9 protein-coding genes are annotated in these 11,373 nt (G+C 64.8%); 8 read left to right on the forward strand and 1 reads right to left on the reverse strand.

Going from position 1 to position 11,373, the window contains the following annotated elements:
• The 5 genes from LLH00_15380 to LLH00_15400 all read left to right on the forward strand — a co-directional run.
• Window positions 1-180: hypothetical protein (locus tag LLH00_15380; GenBank protein ID MCE5272661.1), on the forward strand; the 180-nt coding region annotated here is incomplete at its 5' end.
• Window positions 177-1,514 carry a sigma-54 dependent transcriptional regulator gene (locus LLH00_15385; protein MCE5272662.1) on the forward strand — a complete coding sequence of 446 codons (1,338 nt, stop codon included), beginning with the start codon at window positions 177-179 and terminating at the stop codon, window positions 1,512-1,514. The genes LLH00_15380 and LLH00_15385, both read left to right, overlap by 4 nt.
• A gap of 109 nt (window positions 1,515-1,623) precedes the next feature.
• The gene (gene nagB, locus LLH00_15390) at window positions 1,624-2,382 is read left to right on the forward strand and encodes a glucosamine-6-phosphate deaminase (protein MCE5272663.1); all 759 of its coding nucleotides are present in this window, start codon (window positions 1,624-1,626) and stop codon (window positions 2,380-2,382) included.
• A gap of 64 nt (window positions 2,383-2,446) precedes the next feature.
• Complete coding sequence (locus LLH00_15395; protein MCE5272664.1) at window positions 2,447-3,721, forward strand: dockerin type I repeat-containing protein; 1,275 nt, start codon at window positions 2,447-2,449, stop codon at window positions 3,719-3,721.
• Window positions 3,722-3,926: 205 nt separating this feature from the next.
• Window positions 3,927-5,255: an amidohydrolase gene (locus LLH00_15400; protein MCE5272665.1), complete on the forward strand. Its 1,329-nt coding sequence runs from the start codon at window positions 3,927-3,929 to the stop codon at window positions 5,253-5,255.
• A gap of 101 nt (window positions 5,256-5,356) precedes the next feature.
• Here LLH00_15400 and ftsY read toward each other — a convergent pair whose 3' ends face one another.
• Window positions 5,357-6,289 (reverse strand): signal recognition particle-docking protein FtsY, encoded by a 933-nt coding sequence (ftsY, locus tag LLH00_15405; protein ID MCE5272666.1) that lies wholly within the window; start codon window positions 6,287-6,289, stop codon window positions 5,357-5,359.
• 216 nt (window positions 6,290-6,505) lie between these two features.
• Between ftsY and LLH00_15410 the strand changes: the two genes are divergently transcribed.
• The 3 genes from LLH00_15410 to LLH00_15420 form a co-directional block, all read left to right on the forward strand.
• A complete protein-coding gene (locus LLH00_15410; GenBank protein MCE5272667.1) occupies window positions 6,506-8,365 on the forward strand; it encodes a bifunctional homocysteine S-methyltransferase/methylenetetrahydrofolate reductase in 1,860 nt (619 codons plus the stop codon).
• 90 nt (window positions 8,366-8,455) lie between these two features.
• The gene (locus LLH00_15415) at window positions 8,456-8,995 is read left to right on the forward strand and encodes a hypothetical protein (GenBank protein MCE5272668.1); all 540 of its coding nucleotides are present in this window, start codon (window positions 8,456-8,458) and stop codon (window positions 8,993-8,995) included.
• Window positions 8,996-9,270: 275 nt separating this feature from the next.
• A partial coding sequence (locus LLH00_15420; protein MCE5272669.1) for an AAA family ATPase occupies window positions 9,271-11,373 on the forward strand: 2,103 nt, incomplete at its 3' end.

Below are 11,373 nucleotides of genomic sequence, written 5' to 3' on the forward strand. Positions count from 1 at the left end.
TTCGGCCTGGGTATGGCCGTGGTGCAGCGGATCGTGGAATCCCTGGGCGGGGCGATCAGGGTGGAGGACTGCCCGGGCGGGGCCTCTTTCCTGATCGGACTGCCCGCCGCGTCTGACGGGCCTGTGCCCAGCCGCGTGAACGGGCTGAAAACGCGCGGAGCGAACCAGGAGAACGCATGAACCGGGTGCTGATAATAGACGATGAGCAGTCGCTGCTGACCACGCTGGAGGTGCTGTTCAGCCGGGAGGGGTTCGAGGTGGCGACCGCCCCGGGGGGGCTGGAGGGCCTGGAGCTCCTGCGCGCAGGCGACCCGCCCGACCTTCTTATCACCGACATCCGCATGCCGGAGGTGGACGGGATCCAGGTGCTGCGCGAGGCCAAGAAGATCGACCCGTTCCTGCCGGTGGTGATCATCACGGCCCAGGCCGAGAAACAGGGAGCGATCGACGCCTGCAACGAGGGGGCCTACTATTTCCTGGAGAAACCGTTCGAGAACCGACGCCTGATCGCGATCTGCCGTGAGGCGCTGGAGTTCGGCCGCGCCGACCGGCGCTATGCCGTGCGACGCCGCGAGCTGACCAGCACCGCCGGGCCCGAGCCCCCGGTGGGGCAGGCTCCGGCCTTTGTCCGGGCCATGGACCTTGCCCGTCGCGCCGCGGCCAGCGACAGCACGATCCTGATCCAGGGCGAAAGCGGCACGGGCAAGGAGCTGGTGGCCCGTTTCATCTACCAGTCGAGCCAGCGCGCCAACCGTCCCTTTGTCACGGTCAACTGCGGCGCCCTGCCGGAGACCCTGCTCGAAAGCGAGCTGTTCGGCCACGTGAAAGGCTCGTTCACCGGGGCCATTTCGAACAAGGACGGCCTGTTCAAGGTGGCCAGCGGCGGGACCATTTTCCTGGACGAGGTGGGCGACACCTCGCTGGCGTTCCAGGTAAAGCTGCTGCGCGTGCTGCAGGAGCGCGAGATCACCCCGGTGGGCTCCACCGAGCCGGTCACGGTGGATGTGCGGGTGATCGCGGCCACGAACAAGGACCTGGAGGCCGAGGTTGAATCGGGACAGTTCCGCCGCGACCTGTTCTACCGTCTGAACGTGATCCCGATCACCGTGCCCCCCTTACGCGAGCGGGCCGGGGACATCCCGGCGCTGATCGACCATTTCCTGCGCCGCCTGGGACGGGACCAGGGCCACGAGACGCTTTTCACCCCCGGTGCGCTGGAGGTGCTGTCCGCCTGCAGTTGGAAAGGCAACATCCGCGAGCTGGAAAATGTAATCGAGCAGCTCACCGTGACCGGCCCGGCCAACCGGATCGGCGAGGAGGACCTCCCCGCCCGTCTGCGCACCCCGCAGCCCGCCCCGCTGGCCGCCGGCGGTCCCAAGCCCACTCCCACCCTGGAGGCGGTCGAAACCGCCTACATCGAGTGGGTGATGAACCAGGTGGGCGGCAGCCGCAAGGAGGCGGCCCGGGTGCTGGGGATCGACCCCTCCACGCTCTACCGCAAGCTGACACGCTGAAAACCGGGTTTTTTTCTTTCCTCCCCGGACCAGCCAAGCTTATATTGGCATGTTGATGCCGTAAACAAATAGTTTTTCGACTGGAGAAATTTACGAGGAGGGGGGAGCGATGGATGTGATTGTTAAACCTTCTTACGAAGAGGTCAGCGCGCTGGCGGCGAGGATGATCGCGGACGTGGTGGAGGACAATCCGCGCTGCGTGCTGGGACTGGCCACGGGGAGCACCCCGGTGGCGGCCTACCGTGAACTGATCAGCATTCACAAGGAGCAGGGCCTGGATTTCTCACAGGTGGTGACTTTCAACCTCGATGAGTATGTGGGCCTGGATGAAAAGAACGAGCAGAGCTACCACTATTTCATGTGGGAAAATCTGTTCAGCCACATCAACATCCGTCCGGAAAACGTGCATATCCCGGAGGGCAACGCCGAGGACGTGGTCGAATTCTGCCAGCTCTACGAGCAGATGATCGAGTCTTTCGGCGGCATCGACCTTCAACTCCTGGGCATCGGCTCCAACGGGCACATCGCGTTCAACGAGCCGACCGGCTCACTCGGCTCACGCACGCATCTCACCCGGCTGACCGAGCGCACCCGCCGCGACAACGCCCGGTTCTTCAAGAGCCTGGACGAGGTGCCGAGTCAGGCCATGACCATGGGGATCGGGACGATCCTGGATGCGGCCTCGATCCTGCTGGTGGCCAACGGCGAGAGCAAGGCCGAGGCAGTGGCCAAAATGGTGGAGGGCCCGGTGACCGCGATGGTGCCGGCCAGCGCGCTGCAGCTGCACCCGTCGGTCACGGTGATCGTGGATGCCCCCGCGGCCTCGAAGCTGACCCGTGAGTACCCCTCCGAACCGGAAATGCTCTGACCGCCCTCTGCGCAGCCGCAGACGGCGGATGCCACCCGGAAGCTGACCGAACGAGGAGGCCCTTTTGACTGGTCCGCGTCTGTGCGTGTTCGTTCTGACTGTACTGCTGCTGTCGTTTTCGGGGTTGGCTATTGCCCAGACCCGGCTGTCCGACTCCGCCACCTGCCGTGGCGATATCGATGAGGACGGCCGGGTGACTGTTTTCGACCTCCTCGAAATGCTGAAAGTCCTTCCCGACCCGGCCGGCAAGCCCGAACGGGTGCGCCGGATCGCGGACACCGACGCCAGCGGCCGGGTGGACATATTCGACCTGCTGGAACTGCTCAAATACCTTTCCGGCTCCAAGACCCCGCCAACGATGAGCTGTGGGCCCTCGATCAGCGCAGTCAGCTCCACAGCCCCGGGCGCGGGGGACACGCTGGATATCTCGCTATCCGGCATTGCCGACAGCCAGACTATCACCGTGTTGATAGACGGCCGGGAGACACCCTTGTGCGGGTTCTCGGCGGGACAGGCGCGGGTCGTGGTGCCGGACTGGTTCTGCGGCGGCGAGCTGCGGGTGGCAGCCTCGGGTGACACCAGCGCGCCGGTCGCCCTGGTCCTGGGCGCGCTGCCCGGCTCGACCCGGGTGATATTCCTGCATCACAGCACCGGCGAGAATGTCTGGAACGGCGGGGTGGCGGACTGGTTCGCGCAATACGGCCGTCAGAACGGCAAGAGCTACAGTATCGGCGAGCGGGCTTATCCCTCTGGCAGCCCCTACCCGTGGAACAACTACCCCTACGATTACTGGAATATCTGGGTCTCCCACGCCGGAGCTGAGCCCTACCTGACCGAGCCAACCCTGGAAATCCTGACCCCACAGTACCGGGTGATCGTGTTCAAGCACTGTTACCCGGTAAGCGGCATCGGGCCGGACACGGGCTCTCCCAGCGTTTCCAGCGAGGCCAAGACCCTGGAGAACTACAAGCTTCAGTACGCGGCCCTGAAAGAGAAACTGCACCAGTTCCGGGCCAACCGGTTCATAGTCTGGACCGGCGCGGCCCTGGTGGAGGGCGAGACCAACGCCGAGCAGGGCGCCCGGGCGAGGGAGTTTTTCGAGTGGGTCAAGACCCAGTGGGATGAGCCGGGGGACAATATTTTCGTCTGGGATTTCTTCGAGCTGGAAACCGAGGGCGGGCTGTACCTGAAAAACGAGTACGCCTCCGGGGACTCGCACCCCAACGCCGCTTTCTGCCGGGTTGTGGCCCCGCTGTTCGGTCAGCGGGTGGTGGATGTGATCGAGGGACGGGGTGACAGCGGCAGCCTGACCGGCAAGCCGGCCGGAACAGATGGATAGGTTTTGAATCGAGACGGCGGTGCAGGGCGGGCCGGCATCTTTTTTGCGCCACACCACTTCAGCCGGAAACTCCCGGCCGCGGATCACGCAAAAAAGCTGCCGGCCCGCCCCCTCGCACGTTGAAAAAAATCTGACTGCTGTTTTCCGGTCAGGAGCATGTCATAACATTCCAGCAGTACAATCCATCACCCCGGGAGGCGTAGATATGCGTCGTACCTGGATTTTCCTGGCTGTAGCCCTGATAACCCTGTCCCTCTGTTCCTGCCGTGAGTCCGCAGTACGCAAGCATATCACAAAAGGAGTGGCGGCGATCCGCCTGATCGATAGCCATGAACACCTGGCCCCGGAAAAGGACTGTCTGGCGCAGGAACGCTCGCTGTTCACCACTCTGCACTATGCGGCCTCGGACATGTGGGCGGATGGTCTGGACCGCAACCTGTCGGATTCGCTGTTCGAGAATCCCACCGTGCCGCTGGAGCAGAAATGGAGCCTGATGGCCCCCTACTGGAACAACATCCGTCACACCGCCTATAGCCGCAGCCTCCTGATTGCGTTCAAGGACCTCTATGGAATAGGGGAAATCACCGACAGCACCTACGCCAAACTGTCCGAAAAGATAAAAGAGGCCAACCAGGAGGGATTCTACAGCAAAGTGCTGCACGACAAGGCCGGGATCGACCTGGCGATCTGCGATGTCGGCCTGAGCGGCCGCGACCTGGACTCGACCCTTTTCCGCGCCGTGCTGCGCCTGGATGAGTTTGTCCTCGAATCCGGGTCAGTGGATGCGGTCTGCCGCAAGTGGGGGTTCCAGGCCCGCTCGCTGGAGGACTGGGAGCGCGGGCTGGACATGGCGTTCCAGAAAACAGTGGACTGGGGCTTTGTCGGGATCAAGTCCGGCTTGGCCTATGAGCGCTCGCTGAGCTACAGCTACGTGTCGCGGGATCAGGCTGCCACCGCGTTCGAGCATATCCTGGCCGACTCGGCCGGCACCCGTCTGGCCACCTACGAGGACCGGCGAGCCATTCAGGACTACATGTTCGGCCGGATCGCGGACAACTGCGCCCGCTACGACCTTCCCCTTCAGATCCACACCGGCCTGTTCTACGACACCGGCCGTGATATCTCCCAGTCCGACCCGACCCGCCTGGCACCGTTCATCATCCGTCACCCGCGCACCCGGTTCGTGCTGATGCATTGCGGCTACCCCTACGGCGAGGAACTCCTGGCCATGGCCAAGAACCTGCCGAACGTGACCCTGGACATGTGCTGGATCTATATCATTTCGCCGCGTTTCGCCGCCGAGTTCCTGGACCGGGCGATCGAAACCCTTCCCAGTGACAAGGTCCTGGGTTTCGGCGGTGACTATGTTGTCGCAGAGGGGAGCTACGGGCACTCGGTGCTCTGCCGTCAGATAGTCTCCAAAGTGCTGGCCGACCGGGTGATCGAGGGGTTCTGGAGCGAGGAGGAAGCCCTGGATTACGCGAAAGCCCTGCTGCGGGACAATGCGATCAAGACTTTCAAGCTGAAAATTTAGGCCGCAATGCAGGGCGGGCCGGCATCTTTTTTGCGCCGCACCACCGCGCCGGGACATCCCGTTGCGCGTCTCACGCAAAAAAGCTGCCGGCCCGCCCCACCTCAGTTCAGTATTTTTTCCGCATAGCGTTCCGGGTCGAATTCCTCCAGGTCCTCCACCGCCTCGCCCACACCCACCAGCTTGATCGGAAGGCCCATCTTGCCCGCAATCGCCACCGCGCAGCCGGCCTTGGCGGTCCCGTCGAACTTGGCCAGCACCAGGCCGGTCACGCCCATTTTCTCGTGGAAAATCTTGGCCTGCTGGATCGAGTTCTGGCCCAGGGTGCTGTCCAGCACCAGCAGCACCTCGTGCGGGGCGCCCTCCAGGCGCTTGCCGATCACGCGCCGCACCTTGACCAGCTCATCCATCAGCCCGCCCTGGGTGTGCAGACGGCCCGCGGTGTCGATAATCACCACATCCGCCCCGCGGCTGAGCGCGGCGCTCACCGCGTCGAACGCCACCGAGGCCGGGTCGGCCCCGGCCGTGCTGCGGATAAACTCGCTGCCCAGACGGTTGGCCCAGAGCTCCAGCTGCTCGATCGCCCCGGCGCGCCAGGTGTCCCCGGCGGCCAGGATCACTTTCTTGCCCTGGCTCTGGAAACGGTGGGCGATCTTGGCGATCGAGGTGGTCTTGCCCACACCGTTGACCCCCACCATCAGGATCACCGTGGGCCCGGAGGGGTTGAGCCGAATCTCCCGTTCGCCGGAGGTCTTCTCGAACACCTTGCGTATCTCGCGGCGGAAAATGGCCCGCAGGTCCTCCTCGTTCTTGAGGTTGCCCTTTTTGCCCTCTGTGGTCAGGGTCTCGACAATCGCCAGGGAGGGTTCCACCCCGAAATCGGATTCCAGGAGAAGTTCCTCCAGGTTCTCGATGCTGCTGGTGTCGAGGCCCTTGACCAGCACCCCCACGTCCAGCAGGGCGATGTCCTTGACCCGCGACCAGAACGATTTCTTGCGCGACTGCTCCCGTATGTCTTTCCGGCTGAAAAATCCCATTGACTTCCCTCTGTCGGTGTCCATGCGTATCATTAAAGAAAACAATAATTTAAGGCCCTTCGGACCACCTGTCAACCGCCGGGTGGTTTGATAATTGCGTGAAATCCGGTCAGCCGGTGCTCCGGATTGGCCTCTGCCGGTGGACAAACCCGGCCTGGAGCGGTATATTACGCCCGCAGGCTAACCCGACAAAAACAAACTGGAGGACGCAAGACAATGAAAGACGGTAGTTTCGCCGAGGCGGTCAAAAAACACGTGCTGGTGTGCGACGGGGCCATGGGGACCATGATCTACAGCCACGGCGTGTACATCAACCGCTGTTTCGATGAGCTTAACCTCTCCGGCGGCGACATGATCCGCCAGATCCACCGCAGCTACATCTCCGCCGGGGCGGACATCATCGAGACCAACACCTTCGGGGCCAACCGTCTCAAACTCGAAAAGCACGCCCTGGCCGCGAGCCAGGAGCGGATCATCGCGGCCGGTGTGCGCCTGGCGCGCGAGGCCGTGGAGGACCAGCCGGTCTACGTGGCCGGGTCGGTGGGGCCGCTGGGCGCGCCACTGTGGGATGAGGTGCCCGAGCCCGAGGCCCGCGAGGTTTTCGCCCGGCATATCGGCTGCCTTATCGAGAACGGGGTGGACCTGATAATCCTCGAAACATTTTCCGATCCCAAAGAGCTGGCCCTGGCCCTGACCGTGGTCCGTGAGCTTGACCCCGCGTTCCCGGTGGTGGCCCTGGCCGTGTTCGATGAGCAGGGGCAGGCCAAGGGCGCCTTGAGCCCGGAGGACACGATCCGGCTGCTGGAGCCGCTCAACCCCAGCCTGGCCGGGATCAACTGCCGCCTGGGAGCGGATGCGGTGGTGCCGCTTCTGGTCAGGATGCGCGCCGTGACCGCCCTTCCCCTGGGTGTGATGCCCAACTCCGGCTCTCCGCGCGTGGTTGAGGACCGCGATATCTACCTTTCCACCCCCGAGTTCATGGCCGAGTACGCCCGGCGGGCGATCCAGAGCGCGGGGGTGCACATGGTGGGCGGCTGCTGCGGCACCACGCCCTCGCACATCCGGGCCGTGTCGGCCATGGTGCGCATGCTGCGGCCGGGCCTGACTGCCGTGGGCGCGGACCGCGGTGAGGTCGCGCCGGAAAAGCTGGTCGAGCCGGTGCCCTGGTCCGAGAAGACCGCCTTTGCGCGCAAGCTGGCCGCGGGCAAGTTTGTCAGCAGCGTGGAGGTGGTCCCCCCGCGCGGCTTCGGGCTGGAGCGGGCCGAGGCTGCAGTGCGCGGTCTGGCCGCGGGCGGGGTGGACGCCGTGAACATGCCGGATGGCCCCCGGGCCACGGCCCGCATGAACCCCGGAGCGCTGGCCACACACCTGAGGAACCTGGAGCTGGACATCGAGCTGATCGTGCACTATGTCTGCCGCGACCGTAACCTGCTCGGCCTGCAGTCCGACCTCCTGGGGGCGCACAGCCAGGGCTTGCGCGACATTCTGGTTATCACCGGCGATCCGCCAAAACTGGGTGATTACCCGGATGCCACCGCGGTGTACGATGTCGATGCCATCGGGCTGGTGGCCATAATCAAACGCCTCAACTGCGGCCTCGACCTGGCGGGCCGTGCCCTGGGCGGGCACACGCAGTTCCTTATCGGCGTGGGGGCCAACCCGGGCGCGTTGAACCTGGATGAGGAGGTGCGCCGTCTCTGGGCCAAGATCGAAAGCGGCGCGGAGTACGTGTTCACCCAGCCGGTCTACGACCCGGCGATCCTCAGCCGTTTCCTGGACCGCGCCGGAGCGCTGCCCGTGCCGATTCTGGCCGGGTTCCTCCCGCTTTTCAGCCACAAGAACGCCGAGTTCCTGCACAATGAAGTCCCGGGGATGACTATCCCGGAGGACATCCGCGCGCGGATGAAAGCGGCGGGGAGCGGGCCGGTGGCGCAGGAAACCGGGATACAGATCGCGCGCGAGGCCCTGGCCGAAGTGCGTCCCCGCGTGCAGGGGGCCTACATCATGCCACCCTTTGACAAGTGGGAGCTGGCCCTGCGTGTGCTGGAGGGGTTCATCCAGAAAAAAGAGAGTTGAGCCCGCAAATCCTGGAACTGAATTCGGGATGGGACAGTCGGACTAAGCAACACGCTCAACTGTCATTCATCCTTATCCCGGAGGCACCGGATGGACCTGATCGGCGGCGGGCTCGTGGCGCTCAACCTTCTGCTGGGTATTGCCGGTGCGGCCGCTCTGGCGCGCAGGCCGGGCGCGTTCCCCCGCGGAGGGTCCTGGCGGCGGTTTTTCCTGCTTGTCCTGATCTATGGGTTCGAAAGCGCGGCCGTGGCCGCCGGAATGGCGAGCCAGGTGTTCGCCGTGGGGACCGCGTTCCTCTGGGGGCCTATACTGGGCTTGCGCCTGCGGGGGCTTCCCCCGCGCAGCGCTCTGCACCAGGCCACGCTTTTTACCGCGTACACGTGCCTGCCCTCGTTGTCCCTTCTGGCCATCCCGGTGCTCACCGCCCTGGGCGGCTGGGATATCCTGAGCCTGACCGCGGCCACGCGTTTCGGCATCCCGGAGTGGCTGCACCTGCCCTGGCCGTTGGGCACGATCCTGGGGTTTTTCTCCGCCGTGGTGTGCGGTTCGATGGCCCTCAAGGCCGCCCTGACTCTGGGCCTGACCAGCCTGGTGTATCTGCATTATTTCACTACTTCCACAGGCGAATAAAAGACGAGGAATAGTCTCGATGTATCAAAATGTAGGGGAGGGTTTAGAACCCTCCCCTACGTCAAACCCGACATTATGCAATATTTAGACATCTTTTACTTAATTACCAATATGTTGCATTGTTATTAAGCTTCTCTCTTCCTCCCCCCGGCAAAAATCTCTCTTGACCTTCCCGGCGGAATTGGCTAATATATATCTATAGCGTGCATGATATGTATGGCACTCGCTCCGGCTCGCTCCCCCGTCGCCCTGACCTCCGCTCCGGGAACTGCCCGATGAAGCTCAAGCTCCTCGACATCCACGGCTTCAAATCCTTCGCCAACCGCACCCGTATCGAGTTCACCGAGGGCGTCACCGCGGTGGTCGGCCCCAACGGCTGCGGCAAGACCAACGTCACCGAGTCGATCCGCTGGGTCCTGGGCGAGCAGAACGTGCGCACCCTGCGCGGCGGCGAGCGCATGGAGGAGGTCATTTTCAACGGCACGGCCGAGAAAAAGCCCCTCGGCATGGCCGCCGTGCGTCTGACCTTCGCCGACCCGGCGCGACGGCTGGGCTTCGAAGCCGAGGATGTCACCGTGGCGCGCGAAATCTACCGCGACGGCGAGAGCTGCTACTACATCAACCAGACCCCCTGCCGCCTCAAGGACATCCAGGATCTGTTCATGGACACCGGCATGGGCAGCCATGCCTATTCCATGATCGAGCAGCACATGGTCGAGGCCGTGCTGAGCGACAAGGCCGAGGAGCGCCGTTTCCTGTTCGAGGAGGCGGCCGGGATCATGAAATACAAGCTGCGCCGCAAGTTCGCCCTGCGCAAGCTGGAGAGCACGGACCAGGACCTGCAGCGCATCAACGATATCGTGGGCGAGGTGGAGCGCACCGTGGGCTCGCTGTCGCGGCAGGTGGGCAAGGCGCGGCGGTTCCAGCTTCTCAGCGACCAGCTTCGCCGGGTAGCGGTGACCCTGTGCCGGGATGAGCTGGCCCGTCTGGCCGAGCAGGAAAGCCCGCTGAATGAGCGCCTCAAGACCGCCACCGACAGCCTGGCCGAGGCCAGCGCGGTGGAGGACACGCAGTCGGCGCGGCAGGAGGCCCTGCACAAGGACATCAACGACCGTCAGTCCGCAGCGGATGAGTTGGCGCGCCGCCTTGAATCGCTCACCGCCCTGATCCGCTCCGCAGAGGAGGAGCTGGCCCTGATCCGCGGCCAGCGCATCTCGGGCAAGGAATGGATCACATCGAGCGGCGAGAACCTTGAACGCCTGCGCCAGAACATCGCCCGCCGGAGCGAGGAGTTGGAGGCCCAGCGCAGCCAGGTGGCCGAGCTGCGCTCCGCGGCCGCGGACGCCCAGGGCGAGTTCGACGCCGCAAGCAAGGCCGCCCGCGAGCAGACCGAGCTGGTCAACAACGCCCGCAGCGCCGCCTCCACGGCCGAGGCCCGCCGAGATGAGCTGGTGCGAAGCGCCGCCGGCTGCGCCAGCCGGGCCGAGGCCCTGGAGGAGTCGGCCACAGCGCAGAAACGCCGCGCCGCCGAGCTGCTGGCGCAGGCCGCCGCTTTGGGTGAGACTGTCGCCGCCCGTCAGGAGGAGCTGGCCCGGGTGTCCGCCGATCTGGAAAGCCTGGAGCAGGAGCGCCGGGGCTGCCTGGACGAGGCGGAGGAGCGTCACGAGCAGCTCGAGGAGACCCGCCGCCTGGCCGCCGCCCGCACCGAGGAAATCCAGCGCCGGCGCCTTTCGCGCGACAGCCTGGCCGGTGAGTACCGCGTGCTGGAGCGCCTGCAGAAAGAACTGGAGGGCTACCAGGAGGGCGTGCGCTCCCTTCTGCTGGACAAGGGCCGCGAGACCGGCCTGGAGGCCGTGGCCGCCGAGGTGTTCAGCACCGAGCCAAAATACGAAAAGGCCATCGAGGCCGCCTTGGGCCTGCGCATCCAGAGCATCATCACCCGCGACACCGGCTCCATGCTCCACGCCATCGAGCGCCTGCAGAGCAACCGTTCGGGCAGCGCCACGTTCATCGCGCGCGACCTGGTCAACGGCTACAATTTCGCCGGCGAGCGTCCCGAGCAGGGCGTGCTGGCCTACTGCGACCAGGTGGTGAGCTGCAGCGGCGAGTACGAGTTCCTGCGCCGGCTGCTGCTTTCCGGTGTGGCGATCGTGGAGGACCTGCCCGCGGCCCTGGCCCTGCAGAAACAGGCCAAGCGGCCGCTGCACCTGGTGACCCTGTCCGGCGAGACCCTGAACCAGTATGCGGTCTCGGCCGGGGCCGCAGCCAAGAGCACCTCCGGCGGCACGCTTCTGATGCGCCGCCGCCGCATGGAGGAGATCAAGGCCGAGGGCGCGGCTCTGTCGGCGCAGATCACCGATGGAGAGCAGGAGCTGGAG

It is taken from the genome of bacterium (assembly GCA_021372515.1).
GTDB lineage: Bacteria > Gemmatimonadota > Glassbacteria > GWA2-58-10 > GWA2-58-10 > JAJFUG01.

What these genes read in the sequence shown, in the direction of transcription:
- nagB (MCE5272663.1), top strand. Translation starts at nt 1,624, where the DNA reads ATGGATGTGATTGTTAAACCTTCTTACGAAGAGGTCAGCGCGCTGGCG.
- ftsY (MCE5272666.1), bottom strand. Translation starts at nt 6,289, where the DNA reads ATGGGATTTTTCAGCCGGAAAGACATACGGGAGCAGTCGCGCAAGAAA.
- LLH00_15385 (MCE5272662.1), top strand. Translation starts at nt 177, where the DNA reads ATGAACCGGGTGCTGATAATAGACGATGAGCAGTCGCTGCTGACCACG.
- LLH00_15400 (MCE5272665.1), top strand. Translation starts at nt 3,927, where the DNA reads ATGCGTCGTACCTGGATTTTCCTGGCTGTAGCCCTGATAACCCTGTCC.
- LLH00_15415 (MCE5272668.1), top strand. Translation starts at nt 8,456, where the DNA reads ATGGACCTGATCGGCGGCGGGCTCGTGGCGCTCAACCTTCTGCTGGGT.
- LLH00_15410 (MCE5272667.1), top strand. Translation starts at nt 6,506, where the DNA reads ATGAAAGACGGTAGTTTCGCCGAGGCGGTCAAAAAACACGTGCTGGTG.